The sequence below is a fragment of the Cytobacillus oceanisediminis genome, from assembly GCF_004366035.1.
GTDB lineage: Bacteria > Bacillota > Bacilli > Bacillales > Cytobacillaceae > Cytobacillus > Cytobacillus oceanisediminis_C.
The window spans coordinates 302,826-321,469 of the sequence record NZ_SOEE01000007.1 but is presented as its reverse complement, the minus strand read 5'-3'; the positions used below and the strand labels follow the sequence as shown (position 1 = coordinate 321,469).

Below are 18,644 nucleotides of genomic sequence, written 5' to 3'. Positions count from 1 at the left end.
AAAAGGCGGGCCATTTTTATAAGGGCCCGCCTTTTTGCACTTATTGATTTAATAATTTTCTTTTTTTAGTTATTAAGCCATTAAACTCTTTATCCAATTCTGCATATTTGCTGTCACCCGGAACAAGCAGGCTGAGTTCTCCCAGTATCGCACTGATGCGGTTATCAATAACCATAATTTGCTCTTTGGTGGAGTGATGATCTTTTTCCTGTTTGGAAGTCCTGGATTTCTTCTGATATTCCTTCAGGTCCATTTCAAATCTGGTAATTTTATTTTCTTCAAATACAAGTAACCTTGAGCTTAACTTCTCCAAAAAGTATAAATCATGAGAAATAATGATAAGCGTCCCTGAAAATTCTTTGAGCGTTTTTTCAAATTGTTCCCTGCTCGGCAAATCCAAATGATTTGTCGGCTCATCTAGTATTAGCACATCATATTCTTTTAAAAGCATGTCTGTAAGCTTGACCCTGATTCGCTCTCCCATGCTAAGCTGTTCAATCGGCTGATTTAACTTTGCTTCCTTCATCCCCAAATTCGCTAACAGGGTCCTTGCCTTGTAAATCATCATACGATCGGTGAGATCAAGTGCCTCAACGGCATTTTTTGTTAAGGGCAAATCATTGACATCCTGATTTAAATAAGCAATCTTTAAAGTGCTGCTGACCCAAAGTTCTCCATCAGAAGGTGGTACTTTATCTAAAAGCATACGGATAAATGTGGTCTTGCCTGCCCCGTTTGCTCCAAGAATCCCTATTTTTTCACCATGCTTGATATAAAATTGGCTATCCTCGAAAAGAGTCCGATCGCCAAAGCTTTTTGAGAGGTTTTTAGCTTCGATGATTCTCTTCCCTCTTTTGCCTGACGAATCAAATTGAAAATGTACTTTCGCCTCTTCTTCCGGCTTCTCAACTTTATTTTTATCCAGCTCCTGCTGAAGCCTTTTCATTTTTGACTTAATCTGCTGATCCATCTTTTTGGCTTTTACTCTGTGATATTCTTTAAAGCCCATCTGCCTATTCTCAGAAGGACTTCCGCCTTTAGTTGAGTCCCTGTGAGCTTTTTCAGACCATTTTTTTAAATTGGACATCTGGTTTTCGATTCGTTCGATCTCCTTCTGCTGGACATTAAATTGATGAAGCCGATCATCAAAATCTTTCCGTTTTTGCTCCCGGTAGTCTGTGTAATTACCCTGATAAATGGTGAGGATGCCTTCCTGCAATTCAAAAATTTTCCGGACAGCCTGATCAAGGAAATGACGGTCATGGGAAATGATCAGAACCGGGCCGCTGAAATTGCAGATTTCGCTAATGAGCCATTCGATGCCCTGTAAATCCAAATGATTAGTAGGTTCATCCAAAATCAGCATATCCGGGTTTGTTGACCAGACTTTAGCCAAAGAAAGCTTCAGTCTTTCGCCGCCGCTCAAAGAATCAAGTCTATCCGGTTCCCATTCATGGAGTTTTGAAAGGCCTAGTTTGCTTGCCTGCTGAAGAATCTTTTCATTGTGATATTGGTTAAAATCGGAAATTTCACTGACAGAATAATCTGCCGACTGATGCAGGTAGCCAATTCTGCATGGCTCCTTCATCCGCTCGATCGTGCCTTTATCCGCTTGAATACTGCCGAACAATATATTGGCCAATGTAGTTTTACCTGTACCATTTAAGCCAACAAGGCCGATGCGGTCCTGCTGATAAATATCGAAGGCCAAATTAGAAAACACCGTTTTATCACCGAATGACTTTTGAAGATCCCTGGCCATGAGAATCGGCAGGTTATTATTGTTCTGATTGCCGATTAAACGTTTATTTGCACACATAAAAAAACCTCCCCATACCCGGAGAGGATTATGCACCCATCATTGGAAATGGTGCAAATACATAAAAAAACATGCGCCTAAATAAAATTTGCCGCTTACAGACAAATATAGTAAACATCCGTTCCGATACGGGATGACTAAAAAAGGCACACTAATCCTATGTTCTCCGGGTTAAACTTTTTAAATATAAAAAGATACCAGAAAAAATAAGATTATAACTTCATGCCCCTAAATCATCCTTTCAAACTCTTTGCTTGTAGTATATAAGCTTCTGGCTTTTTTTGTCAATAGGCAAATGATCGGCAGCTTGAATGCAAGCATCTGCCTGCTTTCATTAATCAATCCGGATATGCTTGTTGGTTAGCTCCTTAAGCATATTTAATATCGTTGCTCTTTCCTCCAGATTAAAACCGCTTACCCATTCTGAAACAAGCTTGTACTCGCTTTTATGCATTTTCCGCTGAAGTCCGCCCTCCAATATGGAGTATATTTCCCTCATCGTATTTTCCCGATCCTGTGTTTTAAGTTCATCCATTTTGCAAACCTCCCAATTTCGTTTATGCAGCTTCTTTTCCCTATTTGACTTATTAGGAAACACGAGTTTGCAATTGGTGAATTTGCTGGCTGATTTCAGGTTTTGTATGCGGAGACGGATTTTTACGCTAGGTATTTGGTTATTTTGGGCGGTGCTTTTCCTTTTGCACGCGCTTTCTTGTATTATTGCGCGGAGACAGACTCTTTGCGCGCGGGTATTTTCCATTTTCGAGCGGAATTTGCCGGGGCTTCCAGCACTCACATCCAAAGGTATATATATGCATACAAAAGAAAAGCAGGTCCCCCTGCTTTTCTTTTAATCTATTACCACTTAAAGCAAGAAGCACCTACGATGATCAACAAGATGAACAGAACAACGATTAGCGCAAAACCGCCGCCGTATCCAGCTCCACCATATCCACAGCCGCCATATCCGTAGCCATACATTATAGAATCCCCTCCCTTACTAATAAACTATGTCACCATGTTTTATTATTAGAAACCACCGTAACCCCAAGAAGCACCGATAATAATCAGTAAAATAAACAATACAACTAAAAGGGCGAAACCGCCGCCGTATCCGCATCCGTCTGACATAGTCAATTACCTCCTTTGTTTGATTCAATATATCCTATTCAATTCACCCAATTTGTGCGATAGACGAATACACAGTTTTTATCGCAAAAAAGAAGCCTTCCATGGGAAGGCTTCTGATTTTTGTTGATATAACAGTATTTCCTGACTATCTTCCTTGAGAAAAATAGGCAATTTCATTATTTTTTATGAGAGAGAGTGGCTTGGATTCCTTTAGAGGATTGGACGGGTTCTTTTTCTTTAATTTCCTCAGTCAGCTGTTCCAGGCTTTGCCGGACGTTTCCTTTGCCAGAAAAATTTTGGAGCAGCTCCTTCACGTCTATGCCAGACGAAGCTTTCAGGCTTTCCTGCATCGTGGACATCAGGTTAGTGGCATAGCCGGTTACTTTATTGGCCCCGCCATTATTGCTGTCACTTCCTGTATCAACCACTGTAATCTTATCAATATTTGATAGTGGGCTTGCAAGCTGCTTCGCATATTCCGGTAGCATGTTAATGACCATATCCATCATGGCCGCCTGGCCATACTGTTCAAACGCTTCCGCGATTTTCCTCTTTGCCTCCGCTTCCGCTAGTCCTCTGAGGCGGATGATTTCGGCTTCTGATTCACCTTGAGCGCGCTGTGAATCAGCCTTCGCCATCCCATCAGCCCTAACTCTTTCTGCTTCAGCACGGGCCTGTGATTCAATTCGATATTGGTTTGCATCCGCTTCGGCAATCTGCTTTTTCTTTTCAGCCTCAGCTGCCTGCTCAACAGCGTACCTGTCTGCATCAGCTTTCTTTTTCACTTCGGAATCATATTGGCGTTCTCTTCTTAAGATTTCTTTTTCTTCGAGCTCAATTTGCTTTTGGCGTTCAATGATCCTGATTTGCATTTCATGCTCCGTAACTTCTTGCTTTGCCCTGGCTGTCTCAAGGTCATATGCCTGGTCAGCCCGGGCTTTGGCAATATCCTGTTCCCTTCTGTAGTCAGCCATTTTCATTTGATTTTCCTTCTCAGCTTCCGCTATTTCTGTCGCTCTTTCAAGTTCTGCCTTTTGGGCATCCTTGGCTGCTTCCGCCCGTTTAATCCGGGTTTCCTTTTCAGCTTCAGCTGTGGCAATATCCGCATCCCGCTTTACCTGGGCAATTCTTGGCCTTCCCAGTGAGTCCAGATAGCCATTTTTGTCGCGGACATCTTTGATTGTGAAAGAAACGATGATCAGGCCCATCTTAGCCAAATCCTGTGAAGCAACCCTTTGAACCTCTTGGGAAAATTTATCCCTATTTTTGTATATTTCTTCGACTGTCATAGAACCCAGAATTGATCGTAAATGCCCCTCAAGAACTTCTTTCGCTTCATTTTCACGATCTTCCTTTGATTTACCAAGGAATTGTTCTGCAGCAGTAGCAATTTCTCCAATACTCCCTCCAATTTTTATGATCGCAGTACCATCTGCCATAACAGGAACTCCCTGTTCGGTATATACTTCAGGAGTGGTAACCTCCAGTTTGCTAGAAAGGAGACTCAATGGCTCTGCCTGCTGAAAGACCGGCAGTACAAATGTTCCTCCGCCTCGGATTATTTTTATCTTATTTCCTGATTCGTCCACATGGACATTTTTGCTGCCCAAATAACTTCCTGTTACGATCAACGCTTCATCTGGCCCTGCAGTCCGATATTTTGTAATGAACACACCAAGCAGCGCAATTAGCAAAAATGCTGCAATTCCAATTACAACCCAAATCATTATCATTTTATGTCCCCCTGTCTATAATTCTTTATAATCGATAACTTTAATAACTCCATTTTCCACTTCAACTATCAGCACATTGCTGCCTTCTGCTATGAACGTATTTTCATAGCTTAGAGCAGGCTTGGAAATTCTCCCGCTAATATTTTCAATCAAAACCTCACCGAAACCATTCTCTGGTATAGGAATTAATACCGTACCTAATCTTCCCCTTAAGGATTCATCTGTGTAAACGAGAGATTCTTCAGCAGTTGATAATGGTATAAGAACAAAAATATTCAGCATTATATCCAGCAGTCCTGCTATTCCAGCTCCTATCAAGAGAATGACCACGCTATTAAGAGAGGTTGTCATTTCAAAGATATAGCCTGCAGCGGAAAGAAAAGTGATAAATGCAAGAATCAGTACAGGATTTAGAAAGCTTCCCTCCGCAATTCCGTCAGCAATATCTCCAAAAAACACATACAAAATAATTAAGATGCCCGAAAAAACAAGTGTGAAGAGATATATTGTGTGAATAGGAAAACCAAATAGTTCCATTACATGCACCCTATCCATATTTTATTGTCCAGCTGTTCTATCCCATGCCTCCTTTCCCTTTTCTCTTAACGGATTAATTTATATACGGACAAAAACCTGTAATTGTTTCAATTTTCGCAGTTTTTTCCATATTCATACTTCAATTTGTTCAGCTTGTCTAACTTTCAGCCCATTTTTGTCATTTTCATCTCTATTTCTGCATACCTTATTTTGGGATTAACATTCGCCACGGGGGATTAAATGCCGAAAATCGGTGGAATAGACGAATATATCTAGTTAGCGGAGGGATAGGGAACATGACAAGATCTGAATTGCACATAGAGAAGCCAAAGAGCAAATTTATGCTGATGACAATTGTCCTATTGGGCTTTTTTGCTGTCTTTACAGCATTATATTTTTATTCTCAAAGTCTCATTACTATAGAAGCCCCTAAAAAAGAACTAGGTGAGAAAATTATTATCCAGCTTCCTTCCGGAAAGAGTGTATTTACATATGAGAACTTGGTTGTTAAAGAAGATGGAAAGCTTTTTTATAAGGGAGAAAGAAATACACTGGATTTGACTGGCGGTACTATTGTTTATGAAGAATGGGAATAAACAGAGATAAGATACTCTGTTCCTCATCCCGAGGGCAGAGTCATTTTATTTTGAAGAAATCCTCTGCAGTTGACAAAATGTTTTCAAATCCTTTAAGATGAGCAAAAAATGGCGAGGAGAAATGACTTTGAAGGTAATGAAAAATGTTTTTTTTACAGCTTTAGCTACAGTTATTTCATTTTTCGGCATAAAGAAAATGACAAGCACCACTCACAAAATGAAAAGAATCGGACATCGGGGAGCAGCCGGCTACTGTCCTGAAAATACATTCCCTTCATATGACCGCGCGATCGAAATGGGTGCAGATTATCTGGAAATTGATGTCCAATTAAGCAAGGATGGAAAGATTGTTGTGATTCACGATTCACTTGTCGACCGTACAACTGACCATAAAGGCAAGGTGTCCGATTTTACCTTTGATGAGCTTAGAAAGATGGATGCCGGAAGCTGGTTTTCCCAAAAATTCCGCGGTGCCTGCATCCCTTCTTTTGCAGAGGTTTTAGACAAATATGCAGATCGAGTCGGGCTTTTAATTGAATTAAAAAAACCGGCCCTATACCCTGGCATTGAAAAAATGATTGCAGAGGAACTAAAGAAAAGAAATTTTCACACAAAAGGGGACGACCATATTATTGTGCAGTCATTCGAAACCGAATCAATGAAAAGATTCCATGAATTGGTGCCGGAAATCCCTGTCGCCATCTTAATTAACTATCCGCCTGACACTGTTGAGATTAAAAATATTGCCAAATATGCCAGTTACCTGAACCCCAAATGGACTGTGGTTAACAAACGCGTGATCGATCTGATTCACTCAAATGGCATGAAAGCAATCGCCTGGACTGTGCGTTCCAGGAAAGAAGCAGAAAAATTGAAGCATTATCCACTGGATGGGATTGTGGCCGATTATTTAGATCTTATTGAATAACAAAAAGGATGCAGACCGATGAGGGTCTGCATCCTTTGTTTTGAGAGATGAGGAAGTATATATAAAATTCCGAAGGTCGATAACTGTCTAGCACAAGCAGCCTGCCCCTCGAGGTGAGGCTCCCAGGAAAAGGATGACTTCGCCAGCTTATTCATCGCACGACCAAAAGCGGCAGCTTTTGGGAGGATGGGCGTCATGCAGACGTTGCCACAGGGCAAGGCACTTCCGCTTCTCTTATAGCACCGCCTGTTTTCTTCCAGATTCCAGGAGCAAATTCAGGGTTTCCAAATCACTTTCAGCCGGAAGAGCAAATGGCTTTTGATAAGCTTCCGGCCCCTTTCCCGTAATAAAAATCCAGTCATTCTCCCTGGCTTCCCGCCATGCCTTCTGGATAGCCAAAGTACGGTCGGGAATCACTTCACCCTTTCCGCATCCAAATTCTTTATTCAGCCGTTGCAATTGGCTTATCATCTCATCCTCAGATTCATCGTTTAAATCATCAGCCGTTAAGTAAAATTTATGGCAGTATTTTGCGGATGCCTTAATCATGTCCATGCGTTTAGATTGATCTCTGCCGCCGCGGAATCCATAGATTTGAGAGATTCTTTCCGCTCCCTGTTCCCTTGCTGCTTCCAGGCAATATTCAAACGCATCCACTGTATGTGCATAATCCACAACGAACTTAGCTCCTAAAGGGTGGATAATCGTTTCAAAGCGGCCCGGTATGCCCGGGAATGCAGCCAGGGCCTTAATTATATCTGCAGGGTCTATCCCCAGATCAAAGCCTGTCATAAAAGCCATTGCTGCATTATAGACATTATGGTGTCCCGGAAGAGGAAATTCAATTTCAAAAGACTGGCCTTTCATCTCCAAAATAAATACTGTTCTCCCATTAATAGCAACGTCTTTTATTGAACAGAACTTTTCATCACCAAGCATAATCAAAGGAATCTTTTCTTTTTGAAGATCCTCTGCCATTTTTTCTCCCCATGAATTATAGAAATTTATAACTCCTTTACCGCCGTCTTTTAACAAGGTGAAGATTTTCTTTTTATCATGAAAATACTGATCCATATTTTCATGATAATCAAGATGGTCATGAGCCAGATTAGTAAATAGCCCGTAGTCTAATTCCAGACCTTCTGTTCTTGATTGTTCCAGCGCATGAGAAGAAATCTCCATAACGACAAACTCATCAAGGCTTTTACTCAGCATTTTTTGGATCTGTAAAGCATCTGGTGTAGTATTGCTGGTCTTATATTCCTTGTTATTAATAATGTTGGAAACAGTTCCCAGGAGGGAACATGTCCTGCCTGCAGCCTCCAAGATATGCTTTAATATATAGGCAGTGGTCGTTTTCCCGTTAGTTCCTGTTATGCCAATTATTTTATGTTTCCTTGATGGCCGATCATAAAAACAGCTTGCCAGCTTCCCCAGACTGGTTCTGCTATCCGTTACTTGTATATATGGCACATTCAATTCAAGGGCTTCTTCACCCACCACGGCAGCCGCGCCATTTTCAACAGCTTGTCCAATAAAATGATGTCCATCTGTCTGAAAGCCTTTTATCGCAACAAAAAGGCTTCCTTTCCCTACTTTGCGTGAATCCATTTCTACCCCTCTAATTTCAGGGTCGTTTGTAAAAACATCCATCTCCCCGCTATCCTTTAGGCACTTAATAACCTGGGATAATTTCATATTTCTGTCTCCTTTAATGTTTAAACAACAAGTAATTTGGTGTATATATCTATATTCATTATCTTTTGTTTTCCCACATTTACAGGAAATATGCCCTCTAAAGGACACAAATAACGGGGGAACGGGAAAATCGTCTTAATATACTAGAATTGAGGATAAATTTGGGTGAATGGCTTTCTGAAAATAAGCGATTCACCCTATTGAAATGCCAGCTTACTTCCGTATTAGACGATAGACAATGGCCGCTTTGCAAACTGGGATAAATACTTCACATTCAACCGGCTGTGCTGCGAAATAAGATAAGCATCTCTTGTAGCACCAGGTTTTCTTAACGTATTAAGAGCTCTTATCATCCCTGCTTCACTTTCCATGCCAACCCCATGACCAAAGAACATGCCTCCTCCCAAATAAACGGAATTCTCACCTGTCCAAACTGGATGATCATAGTCAGGATTATAAAAATAAACGACATCACCTGGTATGAAATTCCTGCCTCTTTTTGTAACAATCGATAGATCATAATCATAATTCCAGTCCCATACAAGAAGCCCCTGAAATATTGTATTGAAGCGGCTGACAGAGATGGAGTCCAAGACAGCTTTATAAAAAATCAGCACAATGGCTGTTGTACATTCAAAAGCATATTCCCAGCTGTTCGTAAACACATCCATAATCGCATCTGACGGTAAAACGGATGGATCGAGCAGGTATCCATATTTTGTCCCTCTCCATATGCGCGGATTGAAACGTGATGTGTTAAAGGGTGCAAATTCAACCCGGCTCGCATAAAGCTGTCTGGCTGCTTTGATGATATTCTCCCTTAGAAGGATATCAAACAGCAGTTCATGCATTGAATCATATTGATGAGTCTCCGGACTGCTCTCCAGGGCCAGATAAATTTCACGCTGAACACCAAAAAAGCTGGAAGCCCCCGGTTTATTTTGATTATTCGAAAGGATAATCATTGTCTTCCCCCCTTCAAATGAACTTATAGTAGCTTATGGTTTCTTTTGCAGGAGGGTTCCTTCATTATTTTTCTTCTCTTTTTTTACTCTCTGAAAAATGTAAGCGTTATTTATTATCGGAAAATATCTTTTTTCTGAAATAGACTTGCTTTTCCTTCTATTTTGCTTGTACAATATTCCACATATTCATAAGTTTCAGACTTTACATACAATTCATTTACAACAGGAGGCATATTACATGGTGACTTTTTTAGGATCGATTGTTTTGCTGGTGGCAGGATATGCCACTTATTCGAAATTAGTAGAGAAAATCTTTGGTATAAATGACAGTATCCCAACACCGGCATACACAGAAAATGACGGAATGGACTATGCTCCAATGAGCTGGTGGAAAGGCAGCCTGATCCAATTATTGAATATTGCAGGACTGGGGCCGATTTTCGGTGCTATCATGGGGGCTTTATATGGACCAGTTGCTTTTATCTGGATAGTGGCCGGTTCCATTTTTGCCGGTGCCGTTCATGATTATTTTTCAGGGATGCTCTCTTTGAGGCATAAAGGTGAGCAATTTCCCTCTATTGTTGGCAGATATTTAGGAAAACCGGCCAAAACAGCCATTAATATTTTTTCTATTCTCTTAATGGTACTGGTTGCCGCTGCATTTACCGCTGGACCCGCACAGCTTATTTCCAGCTTAACACCATTAAGTTTTATGGCTTCATTGTTCATTATTTTTGCTTACTTTATCCTGGCAGCTGTGTTGCCTGTAAACCGGATTATCGGAAAAATTTATCCTTTTCTCGGAGCAATTTTAATTTTTATGGCTGTATCCATTGCAGTCGCATTGCTTTTCAGCGAAAAATCCATACCGAATGTAACGCTTTCTAACTATCATCCCGGAGAGCTTCCTATCTGGCCTTTACTGATGGTCACCATTTCCTGTGGTGCCATTTCTGGATTTCATTCAACACAAAGTCCGATTGTCTCACGCACACTGAAAAAGGAAAGCGACGGAAGAAAGGTATTCTATGGAGCAATGATTGGAGAAGGAATAATCGCTTTAATCTGGGCTGCAGCGGGCATGACCTTTTTCGGGGGAACAGGAGGTCTGCAGGAAGCCTTAGCTGCTGGAGGCCCAGCTGGAGTTGTTAATGAAATCTCGAGCAGCCTCCTAGGTACATTCGGTGGGATACTTGCTATTTTTGGCGTTATTATTCTCCCGATTACAACCGGTGATACAGCTCTCCGCTCTTCAAGAATGATGCTGGCTGAATCGCTGTCCTCTTTTATGAAAATAGATGGAAGATGGAAGGTTGTCATCACCACTTTGCCAGTGGCTCTTCCAACTTTATACCTTGCAACAATCGATTACTCTTTCTTATGGAGATATGTTGGGTGGACAAATCAGGTTACAGCTGCAGTCATGCTTTGGACCGCCACGATGTATCTCTTGAAAAATAAGAAATTTCACTGGATTTGCGGTGTGCCTGCATTGTTTATGACTGGTGTAGTATCCACGTATATTTTCTATGCACCCGAAGGCTTTCAGATGGATTATCAATTGTCGATGATTATCGGTTCAGTCATTACACTTGCAATTGCAGTGTGGTATGTTTACCAGATAATAAAACATAGACAGCTTGGCAAAAATAGTACCAGCTTAACAGCGGCTTAACTGTAAAAATGCACCTCATTCACAAGAGTGAAGGTGCATTTTTTAATTGGCTGATAACCTTCAGCTCAATCCCCTTTTTTCAGATTTCAGTTGTTGTCTGTCTTTCTTTTCGGTTAGCCCCGCACTCTGGATATCTGTCCCGTTACGTTTTACTCTTCATGAAGCGGGTAATGAATACTAACAGTTAAAGGAGGTTTTTTACGATGGCAGATAAATACAAGTCAGAAAAAAATAATTCTATAGAACAAGAAAAAAAGAAAGAAGACAACAATGATATTGAGCCCCAAAGAGAGCCTGAAAAACCTCAGGAAGAACAGCGGAATTAAGGAGGATGTCTAAAATGGCTGACAAAAACATTCAGGATGGAAAGATGGATAACCCCGAACAATATAAAACCGAAAAAGAAAGTTTATTTGACAAGTATGAAAGTGAGAAGAATGTAGATCCTATCCCAGTGGAAGACTTAAAACAGGAAAAAGAAGAAGAAAAAAACGGCTCAAAAATTAAGAGCAGCTCTTCTACAGAGGAAAAGTACAAAGCTGACTTTGAAACGATAAAAAAGAAAAAGCTGTTTGGCGATAAATATGACGATGGAACAAGGACATAAGAAAGGCAGGAGGGTATGAGTCAAAATAACCTAAAGGAAGAAATCATGAATGTATTGGAAAACAGCAAAATAGGCACCCTTTCTACCGTAAAAAACAACAAACCATATTCGCGCTACATGACATTTTTTAACGATAATCTTACCTTGTTTACACCCACCAGCATTCAGACAGATAAAGCAGATGAAATTAAAGCCAACCCAAACGTTCATATCTTAGCAGGATATGAAGGTGAAGGGTTTGGTGATTCCTATGTAGAAATTGAAGGAACCGCTTCTATTAATGATTCGGATGATTTAAAAGAAAAACTATGGAATGAAAATATGGAACCATGGTTCGATGGTCCAAACGATTCCAATTTAATTGTTCTTGAAATTAACCCGGATAAAATAACACTGATGAACATAAAGGAAAATTCTACAAGAACACTTGATTTATAAACCAAGACGCCTGGCATCGAATAACGTGCCAGGCGTCTTTTATTGTATGCTTCCATCATATTAGCCAGTAGCATATTTTCTATGAATGCTCTATTTTATTATCTTATTAAAATCCCTATAGTGACTCAAATAGTAATCTGCTCCTGGAGTATTATTCTGAAAGAGGCAAGTCCTTATGCCAAGGTCCTTTGCCGGCAGAATGTCTATTTCCCTGTCTCCAATTGCTAAATCCACTTTATGCTTCTCATGCAGAAATTCATATGAAGCGGTGTGAGGCTTGCGGGGATAGCCGTCATCTCCTGCTACCATATCGGTAAAGTATCCATCTAAATTATGGAACTTCAATATAGATAGAACATCATCTCTTTCCTTATGAGTCATAATAACATTCTTATCAGCCTGCTTTAATACATGCTCAACCCCAGGAAAAGGCGTTAAATCTTCGGGCTGGAGCTGTCTCGCCATCTTCCTGATTGCTTTAATTTGTTCATCATTTAAGCTGAAATGTTCAAATGCATCGCTGAATGAAACCTTTAACTGCCAAAAAATCTCATCTTCCGAGATCTTTTCATCCCCCATTACTTCCCTGAAAATCGCTGTGTAAGCTGGGTATGTATCAAACAAAGTGCCGTCAAAATCCCAAAGTATATTCAACACGCAAAGCTCCCTTCAAACTCCTTTTTATCCCCTTATTTTAGTAATTATACCTGCAGCCAATCTATTAACCTGCTTTTCCATTGTAATTAAATTACTTTGACAAACCTATAGCACAATGCTAATTTAATAGCTATAAGACTAAAAAAATCTTGCCCTGATAAAATAGGGAGAATTTTTAAAGGATGAATATGAATGAACAAAGAAATTATTAAGCTAATCAGAAAAAGCTATAATATGACACAGCGTGATTTCGCAAGAGTTGTCAGCTGCAGCTTCTCTCTAATAGCTCTGGTTGAGGTAGGCAAGAGAAGAGTAACAGCTGATCTTGAAAATAAGATCAAAATTGCTTTTGACCTCGATGACCAGCAGATGCAATCACTCACTTCCCTTGTTTCAGAAATCAGCAAAGGCGTCCCCCCCTTCATGTAAAAACAGATGCGGCTGTTTAAAGACCTTCCCTTCTATGATGATACCGATCACAAATTAGCAGCAGGCAATTAAAATAGGCATATGCCGTGTCTCTCCGCCCATTTATGCATAAAGTATAAGGAGTTTTAGGATATTTGCATATAAGGAGAGTGCCCAATGTATCCATATGGCTATTATCAAGGTTATCTTCCTCAGCCAGCAGCCCACTTCACCCCTGAATATGAATTTCAGCAGTTCGAACAATATGATTCTGACAGACAGCCACAGCAGCTCGAAAGAAGGGTTACAGCTTTAGAAAGGCAAAATCAGGACCAATCCAGAGAGATTACACGGCTGAACAGGCAGCTGGTAAATTTGGCTGACCAGGTTAAAATGCTGAACCAGACCGTTGACCGCCATACACGAAGGCTTAATCGGCTGAACCAAAGGCTAAGAGCAGTTGAGAATAGACTTAACATCCCTTTTACTCCTTTTGACGGGGAATTCTAAGGGAGAACATTGTGCTTTTTGCTGTGAGCCTTAGGAATAACAAATTTGCCCCAATCTCATAGTGATTGGGGCTTTAACTTATCTATTGATTTACACGCAAACTTTGGCAGTGTTAGGCCATTTTCTTCTTAGTTAAACCTTGCTATACGTTCGTAAACCTCTTTTAAGTTGGAGCATCCTAATTTATGAACTTCCTCGATCAATCGGCACCATAAGAGAGCTGTAAGCTTTGCATCCCCCAGCGCATGATGTCGGTCTTTAACAGGGATGCTATAAAATTCACAAAGGTCTTCTAATCTCCAGAATGATTTATTAGGATCAGCTATTCTGTATAGGAAGGAAGTATCTAATATCCTATACTTGAATGGCGTACGGAATAGCTTCCAGCAGCTGTGCTGCATAAAGCTTTTTTCGTGATTCGCATGATGGGCTACAAGCGGCATATCCTTCACAAATTCAAGGAAGCTAATCAACACTTCCGAGAGTGGAGGAGCTTTTTCTAAAACAGCTTCAGATAAACCCGTCAGCTCCTTAATTTCGTTTGAAAGTGGCTTTTCAAAACGGACAAGTGAATAAAAACTGTCTTCACTGACTTTCCCTTTAATAATTTTAACCGCACCAATCGATATAATCTGATCCCCTTTATACGGATAAAATCCAGTTGTTTCAATATCAAAGACAGCAACATTCAAATTTCCGAATGGAATAGCCATAGAATCGGTATTCTCCAGTTCCCTCTGCATTTGCCTTATAAAAGCCATTTGCTGTGGATTTTGACCATTCATCCCACCAAACATATTCGTTTGAAGTTTACCTTGAATACCTCTGACAAATTGAACAAAAGGATGGAATCCCATCAACCTGCACCCTTTTCAATGGCCCTGATCACAAACTGATGAAGCTTTTTGCCATCCTTTAAAATATTTTTCAATTCATTTCTTTCAGATTTTGATAAGGATTTCAGCTGAATGTAGTGGGTATCATCATAAGTATCTGTTTGCCTGTAAGACTGAAGTCTCCATTTTAACAAAGCAGCAAAATTACTTGTATATTTACCCATTTCCTCATCATAGCCATCCATTTCTTTGAGCTTGCTCATTCGGGCAATAGTGGAAGTCTCCAATACCCCTTCTTTGACAGCAAGAATTCTAACCGCATTTACATATGGTATAAATGCGGCATATTTTAGATCCAACTCTCCTTGATGGCTCCCCTTTTCCTCTGTCAGAAGCTGGCCAAATGGACCAACTGATTTTTTTATATGCATACTGGTCTCCATCATCCTGGTCAGCAAATGAGGGCTTTTTTGAATGTTCATGTGGATAATGGACTTCAATTCACCTATATATCCCTCCTCGCCTGCAAGCACTCTGCTGTCATAGAAAATGTGGAGATTTCTTATCGTCTGCAGACTCTCCTCCTGCATCCATGCTTGGATCTGTCTTTTCCATTTAGATATGGACTTGCACCACAGTGGATTTGAACTCATCACATTCCCTTCGCAATAGGGATATCCAGCTGCATGCAAACCTTTTGAAATTTCCTCCCCCAGCTGCAAAAAATACGCTTCTGCTTCATCCTCTTCCGGTTCAAACACCAATCCATGGTCCTGGTCACTCAGAAAGCCATGTTCCTTTCGCCCGCCGCTCCCCATCGTAAACCAGGCAAACTTCCATGAAGGTGATCTTTCTATTTTCAATCGCTCCAAAGCTATGCGAATAACATCTTTCATGATAAGGTCGTGAAATTCATTCAGAGCACTGGCATCATAGCGATATTTTATTATCTGTTCCTCTTTCCACTTTTTCAGGGTTTGATAAGAATTAAATGATGATTCCATTCAGGCACTTCCTTTAAAAGAAAGCTCGATTCTTGCTTATGAGCTTAAACTTTTGTTTTCCTCAGCCATGAAGACTTCCGGATATCCGTAGCTTCCATGTTCACTTAAATCTAATCCCATAATTTCTTCTTCTTCTGTTACCCGAAGTCCTCCCAATACTTTCTTGGCAGCTGCCAAAATAATGAAGGATACAGCAAAAGCATAAAGACCGGATACAGCTACACCCATGAACTGAACTCCCAGCTGTTCAAAACCGCCCCCATAAAACAATCCAGGCTTTCCGACTGATGCCAATTCAGGTGTTGCAAAGAATCCAGTGGATAATGTCCCCCAAACCCCAGCTGCACCGTGGACAGATAGTGCAAAGATGGGATCATCAATTGACCTCTTTTCAAAGAAACGCACACTGTAGAAAACAAGGATCCCTGCTACAAACCCTATGACAACAGCCGCCCATGTATCCACAAATGCACAGGAAGCTGTAATAGCGACAAGGCCTGCAAGAGCACCATTGAGCATTGTCGGCACATCGGATTTCCCCATAACTACCCAGGAAATAATCAATGCTGATACGGCGCCTGCTCCTGCAGCAAGATTTGTATTAAGAGCTACAAATCCAAAGAACCCATCTTCCACAGTCAATGTACTCCCAGCGTTAAAACCGAACCAGCCAACCCACAGGATCAGCACACCCAGGGCTGTATATACTTGGTTATGGCCATAGATATTGTTAGCCGAACCGTCTTTGTTGAACTTTCCAATTCGGGGCTTAAGTAAAATAGTAGCGGCCAAGGCTGCCATAGCACCTGTTAAGTGAACAACCGTTGACCCGGCAAAGTCCTGCTTGCCGTGTTCTGCAAGCCAGCCCCCTCCCCAAATCCAATGTGCAACCACAGGATAAACAATTGCGGAAAATAATACGGTGAAAATGAGGTAAACGGATAGTTTTGCACGTTCAGCAAATCCGCCTAGTGCAATCGTGATGGCAATACCGGCAAATGCCAGCTGGAATACGAAGAATACCGAAGATGATAAGCCCATTCCCTCAAGTTCAGCACCTGAGTAAAAGAAATTTGTAAGCCCGACCAGGATATTTGCATTACCGCCAAATATGAAGCCAAACCCCACTGCCCAAAACACTAATGATGATAAACCAAAGGTAAAGATCGTTTTTCCTGCAATATGCCCCGCATTTTTCATCCGGGTAGAACCGGCTTCCAGCATAATAAAACCGCCAAGCATAAAAATGACTAAAATTGCTCCCAGCATAACCCACAGGCTGTTCATTAAAAATGTGGCATCCAATTGTCATTCCTCCCTATTATTGTTTACAATGTAATAATTAATACAAAAACGATGTTATATTATCTAACATCTTGAAATTTAATCCTTATTTTACTCTAAATTTTACATAAGTCAATCTATTTTTAGAAAATTTATAATTTTTATGTTATATTATCTAACATTAATCTTACTATCAGATTAAAATGATTGGAAATTTTATAGTTGCATCTGTCTTTCATTAATCGGTTAAGTTAAAAACGAGCATTAATTTGCTCAAATAATCGTCGGGAGTGTTGTATCATGGCAAGAAACAAACTTTTGGTACCCGGTGCAGAAAATGTATTGGATCAAATGAAACAGGAGATCGCCAATGAGTTTGGAGTTCAGCTTGGTGCTGATACGACCGCACGAGCAAACGGTTCTGTCGGCGGGGAGATGACAAAGCGCCTTGTCGCAATGGCAGAACAGCAGCTTAAAAACCAGCAAAATCAGTAGAGGATGTTTTTTGCTGGACTTAACCGGCCCTGCCCATGGGCCGGTTATTAATAAAATACTTTCACTCAAAAGCTGAATTACCAACGGAGGCATACCTATGACCAACAAAAATGATAACCGCGAAAGAAAAAACAAATATCCTAAAAACCAAAAACAGGATACGGAGTTTTCAAGAGAGGCAAATATCAGAAGCGAAATAACAAAAAAAGATCTGCAAAAATAAACCGTCACACCAAAAAAAGGCACGTCACTTGACTGCCTTTTTTTGGGTGGTTATTATTCATTCTGAATTTACAAAATACTTCTGATTACGGGTTATTTTCCATGTACTGTTTACCCCTCCTGATTGTGACACAAATACTCTTGCCTCAAAAACAATTGCAAACAACGCTGTCCCAAAAGCAAGGTGGAGAACTGCCCAGGATAATTCAATGTAACTTATAATGGTAAGAACTCCAATAATGATTTGGGTTAAAACAAGCAAGGAGGCAGCCATAAGCCGATTCTGCAGCCCAGCCTCACATTTATTTTTAAATGATAGATATGTAAGAATAAGTATGTAGAATGCCAGAACTCCAGCTAGAATCCTGTGTCCGGTCTGGATCATCCCAGATATGGATACAGGCATTAAACCATTTGCACATTCAAGCCATCCACAGGACAATCCTAATGATTGATGCTTAATATACGCACCAAGGAATAATGTAAGAAGAGTCACAATCAGCAATCCATTAAAATTTTTTTGGAAACTCTTTTGTTTTCTGAATACAGCAAGTGATCGCTGTTCACCAGCATTGCGCCAGATCCAGATTAGCGCAGCCAGGAAAAGCATTGCCACCATCAGGTGAACAGAGACAACCACAGCAGGCAAATCCAGCCAAACGACAGCAGCCCCCAGTAAAATTTGAATTAGTAAAAGCAGCATCAGCACCTTCGAAACTATATCAAGTTCTCGCACCGGATTTGACTTTTGAATACTAAAATACAACACCGCCGTCATTATTCCAAGTACTGCACCGATGACCCTGTGAGCAAACTCAATTAAGGTATCCCCTTCTAATATCGGGATTACCTTACCATTGCATAAAGGCCATTCCGGCCCGCATCCCATGCCCGACTCCGAAGATGCCACATACCCTCCGAATACAATTAGAAAATAGGTAATGACAATTGTTAAAAATGCCAGCCGTTTTACCTTCAAACTCCACACCCCTTATATTTCAATATTTAGAATTTTTCATTCAGTTTATCAAAAGGCGGAATATCTTTCGGTGATATGAATCACAAATTAAAGCGGGCCCTAATGCAATATTCAACATAAAA

The 18,644-nt window shown here is 40.6% G+C and carries 23 protein-coding genes; 10 read left to right on the top strand and 13 right to left on the bottom strand.

Features of this window, described 5'->3' with window-relative positions; translation table 11 throughout:
- Positions 1-40: 40 nt before the first annotated feature.
- From abc-f to DFO72_RS19170, 6 genes are all read right to left on the bottom strand, one after another.
- Positions 41-1,819 carry a ribosomal protection-like ABC-F family protein gene (gene abc-f / locus DFO72_RS19195; RefSeq protein WP_113883276.1) on the bottom strand — a complete coding sequence of 593 codons (1,779 nt, stop codon included), beginning with the start codon at positions 1,817-1,819 and terminating at the stop codon, positions 41-43.
- 334 nt (positions 1,820-2,153) lie between these two features.
- Positions 2,154-2,354, bottom strand: coding sequence for a hypothetical protein (locus DFO72_RS19190; RefSeq protein ID WP_113883277.1), 201 nt, complete (start codon positions 2,352-2,354; stop codon positions 2,154-2,156).
- Positions 2,355-2,677: 323 nt separating this feature from the next.
- Positions 2,678-2,800: a YjcZ family sporulation protein gene (locus DFO72_RS19185; protein ID WP_076256871.1), complete on the bottom strand. Its 123-nt coding sequence runs from the start codon at positions 2,798-2,800 to the stop codon at positions 2,678-2,680.
- A 48-nt stretch (positions 2,801-2,848) separates the two neighbouring features.
- Complete coding sequence (locus DFO72_RS19180) at positions 2,849-2,950, bottom strand: YjcZ family sporulation protein (RefSeq protein WP_019381583.1); 102 nt, start codon at positions 2,948-2,950, stop codon at positions 2,849-2,851.
- A gap of 176 nt (positions 2,951-3,126) precedes the next feature.
- Positions 3,127-4,683 carry a flotillin family protein gene (locus DFO72_RS19175; RefSeq protein ID WP_113883278.1) on the bottom strand — a complete coding sequence of 519 codons (1,557 nt, stop codon included), beginning with the start codon at positions 4,681-4,683 and terminating at the stop codon, positions 3,127-3,129.
- A 15-nt stretch (positions 4,684-4,698) separates the two neighbouring features.
- Positions 4,699-5,220 (bottom strand): hypothetical protein, encoded by a 522-nt coding sequence (locus tag DFO72_RS19170; protein ID WP_113883556.1) that lies wholly within the window; start codon positions 5,218-5,220, stop codon positions 4,699-4,701.
- Positions 5,221-5,516: 296 nt separating this feature from the next.
- Between DFO72_RS19170 and DFO72_RS19165 the strand changes: the two genes are divergently transcribed.
- Both DFO72_RS19165 and DFO72_RS19160 read left to right on the top strand, forming a co-directional pair.
- Positions 5,517-5,816 carry a hypothetical protein gene (locus DFO72_RS19165; protein WP_113883279.1) on the top strand — a complete coding sequence of 100 codons (300 nt, stop codon included), beginning with the start codon at positions 5,517-5,519 and terminating at the stop codon, positions 5,814-5,816.
- Between the two features lie 121 nt (positions 5,817-5,937).
- Positions 5,938-6,744 (top strand): glycerophosphodiester phosphodiesterase, encoded by an 807-nt coding sequence (locus DFO72_RS19160; RefSeq protein WP_243856208.1) that lies wholly within the window; start codon positions 5,938-5,940, stop codon positions 6,742-6,744.
- 234 nt (positions 6,745-6,978) lie between these two features.
- On the opposite strand, the gene DFO72_RS19155 is transcribed toward DFO72_RS19160, so the two are convergent.
- A complete protein-coding gene (locus tag DFO72_RS19155) occupies positions 6,979-8,442 on the bottom strand; it encodes a UDP-N-acetylmuramoyl-L-alanyl-D-glutamate--2,6-diaminopimelate ligase (RefSeq protein ID WP_113883281.1) in 1,464 nt (487 codons plus the stop codon).
- A gap of 224 nt (positions 8,443-8,666) precedes the next feature.
- On the bottom strand, positions 8,667-9,407 hold the full coding sequence (locus tag DFO72_RS19150; protein WP_113883282.1) for a protein-glutamine gamma-glutamyltransferase: 741 nt from the start codon (positions 9,405-9,407) through the stop codon (positions 8,667-8,669).
- A 238-nt stretch (positions 9,408-9,645) separates the two neighbouring features.
- Between DFO72_RS19150 and DFO72_RS19145 the strand changes: the two genes are divergently transcribed.
- From DFO72_RS19145 to DFO72_RS19130, 4 genes are all read left to right on the top strand, one after another.
- Positions 9,646-11,082 carry a carbon starvation CstA family protein gene (locus DFO72_RS19145; RefSeq protein ID WP_113883283.1) on the top strand — a complete coding sequence of 479 codons (1,437 nt, stop codon included), beginning with the start codon at positions 9,646-9,648 and terminating at the stop codon, positions 11,080-11,082.
- Positions 11,083-11,285: 203 nt separating this feature from the next.
- On the top strand, positions 11,286-11,408 hold the full coding sequence (locus tag DFO72_RS19140; RefSeq protein ID WP_113883284.1) for a 3-methyladenine DNA glycosylase: 123 nt from the start codon (positions 11,286-11,288) through the stop codon (positions 11,406-11,408).
- 14 nt (positions 11,409-11,422) lie between these two features.
- Positions 11,423-11,689 (top strand): hypothetical protein, encoded by a 267-nt coding sequence (locus DFO72_RS19135; protein ID WP_113883285.1) that lies wholly within the window; start codon positions 11,423-11,425, stop codon positions 11,687-11,689.
- 15 nt (positions 11,690-11,704) lie between these two features.
- Positions 11,705-12,127, top strand: coding sequence for a pyridoxamine 5'-phosphate oxidase family protein (locus DFO72_RS19130; RefSeq protein ID WP_113883286.1), 423 nt, complete (start codon positions 11,705-11,707; stop codon positions 12,125-12,127).
- A 90-nt stretch (positions 12,128-12,217) separates the two neighbouring features.
- Here the strand turns inward: DFO72_RS19130 and DFO72_RS19125 are convergent, their stop codons facing one another.
- Complete coding sequence (locus DFO72_RS19125; RefSeq protein ID WP_113883287.1) at positions 12,218-12,781, bottom strand: HAD hydrolase-like protein; 564 nt, start codon at positions 12,779-12,781, stop codon at positions 12,218-12,220.
- Between the two features lie 195 nt (positions 12,782-12,976).
- Here DFO72_RS19125 and DFO72_RS19120 point away from each other — a divergent pair, with 195 nt between their 5' ends.
- Together DFO72_RS19120 and DFO72_RS19115 are read left to right on the top strand one after the other, a co-directional pair.
- Complete coding sequence (locus DFO72_RS19120; protein WP_009331127.1) at positions 12,977-13,213, top strand: helix-turn-helix domain-containing protein; 237 nt, start codon at positions 12,977-12,979, stop codon at positions 13,211-13,213.
- A gap of 156 nt (positions 13,214-13,369) precedes the next feature.
- The gene (locus DFO72_RS19115) at positions 13,370-13,702 is read left to right on the top strand and encodes a hypothetical protein (protein ID WP_113883288.1); all 333 of its coding nucleotides are present in this window, start codon (positions 13,370-13,372) and stop codon (positions 13,700-13,702) included.
- Between the two features lie 128 nt (positions 13,703-13,830).
- On the opposite strand, the gene DFO72_RS19110 is transcribed toward DFO72_RS19115, so the two are convergent.
- Genes DFO72_RS19110 through DFO72_RS19100 form a run of 3 tightly spaced genes read right to left on the bottom strand, consistent with a single transcriptional unit; the run spans position 13,831 to position 16,847 of the window.
- Complete coding sequence (locus tag DFO72_RS19110; RefSeq protein WP_113883289.1) at positions 13,831-14,559, bottom strand: exonuclease domain-containing protein; 729 nt, start codon at positions 14,557-14,559, stop codon at positions 13,831-13,833.
- Positions 14,559-15,542, bottom strand: coding sequence for a DUF294 nucleotidyltransferase-like domain-containing protein (locus tag DFO72_RS19105; RefSeq protein WP_113883290.1), 984 nt, complete (start codon positions 15,540-15,542; stop codon positions 14,559-14,561). The genes DFO72_RS19110 and DFO72_RS19105 overlap by 1 nt, the downstream gene beginning before the upstream one ends.
- A gap of 36 nt (positions 15,543-15,578) precedes the next feature.
- Complete coding sequence (locus tag DFO72_RS19100; RefSeq protein ID WP_113883291.1) at positions 15,579-16,847, bottom strand: ammonium transporter; 1,269 nt, start codon at positions 16,845-16,847, stop codon at positions 15,579-15,581.
- A 279-nt stretch (positions 16,848-17,126) separates the two neighbouring features.
- On the opposite strand from DFO72_RS19100, the gene DFO72_RS19095 reads away from it, so the two are divergent.
- Both DFO72_RS19095 and DFO72_RS30435 read left to right on the top strand, forming a co-directional pair.
- Positions 17,127-17,321 (top strand): alpha/beta-type small acid-soluble spore protein, encoded by a 195-nt coding sequence (locus DFO72_RS19095; RefSeq protein WP_113883292.1) that lies wholly within the window; start codon positions 17,127-17,129, stop codon positions 17,319-17,321.
- A 97-nt stretch (positions 17,322-17,418) separates the two neighbouring features.
- A complete protein-coding gene (locus DFO72_RS30435; protein WP_258549822.1) occupies positions 17,419-17,544 on the top strand; it encodes a hypothetical protein in 126 nt (41 codons plus the stop codon).
- A 57-nt stretch (positions 17,545-17,601) separates the two neighbouring features.
- On the opposite strand, the gene DFO72_RS19090 is transcribed toward DFO72_RS30435, so the two are convergent.
- Positions 17,602-18,522: a COX15/CtaA family protein gene (locus DFO72_RS19090; protein ID WP_113883293.1), complete on the bottom strand. Its 921-nt coding sequence runs from the start codon at positions 18,520-18,522 to the stop codon at positions 17,602-17,604.
- Positions 18,523-18,644 lie beyond the last annotated feature (122 nt).

Bases quoted from the DNA above. Each gene is read 5' to 3' on its own strand.
- abc-f (WP_113883276.1), bottom strand. From the start codon at position 1,819: ATGTGTGCAAATAAACGTTTAATCGGCAATCAGAACAATAATAACCTG.
- DFO72_RS19190 (WP_113883277.1), bottom strand. From the start codon at position 2,354: ATGGATGAACTTAAAACACAGGATCGGGAAAATACGATGAGGGAAATA.
- DFO72_RS19185 (WP_076256871.1), bottom strand. From the start codon at position 2,800: ATGTATGGCTACGGATATGGCGGCTGTGGATATGGTGGAGCTGGATAC.
- DFO72_RS19180 (WP_019381583.1), bottom strand. From the start codon at position 2,950: ATGTCAGACGGATGCGGATACGGCGGCGGTTTCGCCCTTTTAGTTGTA.
- DFO72_RS19175 (WP_113883278.1), bottom strand. From the start codon at position 4,683: ATGATAATGATTTGGGTTGTAATTGGAATTGCAGCATTTTTGCTAATT.
- DFO72_RS19170 (WP_113883556.1), bottom strand. From the start codon at position 5,220: ATGGAACTATTTGGTTTTCCTATTCACACAATATATCTCTTCACACTT.
- DFO72_RS19165 (WP_113883279.1), top strand. From the start codon at position 5,517: ATGACAAGATCTGAATTGCACATAGAGAAGCCAAAGAGCAAATTTATG.
- DFO72_RS19160 (WP_243856208.1), top strand. From the start codon at position 5,938: ATGACTTTGAAGGTAATGAAAAATGTTTTTTTTACAGCTTTAGCTACA.
- DFO72_RS19155 (WP_113883281.1), bottom strand. From the start codon at position 8,442: ATGAAATTATCCCAGGTTATTAAGTGCCTAAAGGATAGCGGGGAGATG.
- DFO72_RS19150 (WP_113883282.1), bottom strand. From the start codon at position 9,407: ATGATTATCCTTTCGAATAATCAAAATAAACCGGGGGCTTCCAGCTTT.
- DFO72_RS19145 (WP_113883283.1), top strand. From the start codon at position 9,646: ATGGTGACTTTTTTAGGATCGATTGTTTTGCTGGTGGCAGGATATGCC.
- DFO72_RS19140 (WP_113883284.1), top strand. From the start codon at position 11,286: ATGGCAGATAAATACAAGTCAGAAAAAAATAATTCTATAGAACAAGAA.
- DFO72_RS19135 (WP_113883285.1), top strand. From the start codon at position 11,423: ATGGCTGACAAAAACATTCAGGATGGAAAGATGGATAACCCCGAACAA.
- DFO72_RS19130 (WP_113883286.1), top strand. From the start codon at position 11,705: ATGAGTCAAAATAACCTAAAGGAAGAAATCATGAATGTATTGGAAAAC.
- DFO72_RS19120 (WP_009331127.1), top strand. From the start codon at position 12,977: ATGAACAAAGAAATTATTAAGCTAATCAGAAAAAGCTATAATATGACA.
- DFO72_RS19115 (WP_113883288.1), top strand. From the start codon at position 13,370: ATGTATCCATATGGCTATTATCAAGGTTATCTTCCTCAGCCAGCAGCC.
- DFO72_RS19110 (WP_113883289.1), bottom strand. From the start codon at position 14,559: ATGGGATTCCATCCTTTTGTTCAATTTGTCAGAGGTATTCAAGGTAAA.
- DFO72_RS19105 (WP_113883290.1), bottom strand. From the start codon at position 15,542: ATGGAATCATCATTTAATTCTTATCAAACCCTGAAAAAGTGGAAAGAG.
- DFO72_RS19095 (WP_113883292.1), top strand. From the start codon at position 17,127: ATGGCAAGAAACAAACTTTTGGTACCCGGTGCAGAAAATGTATTGGAT.
- DFO72_RS30435 (WP_258549822.1), top strand. From the start codon at position 17,419: ATGACCAACAAAAATGATAACCGCGAAAGAAAAAACAAATATCCTAAA.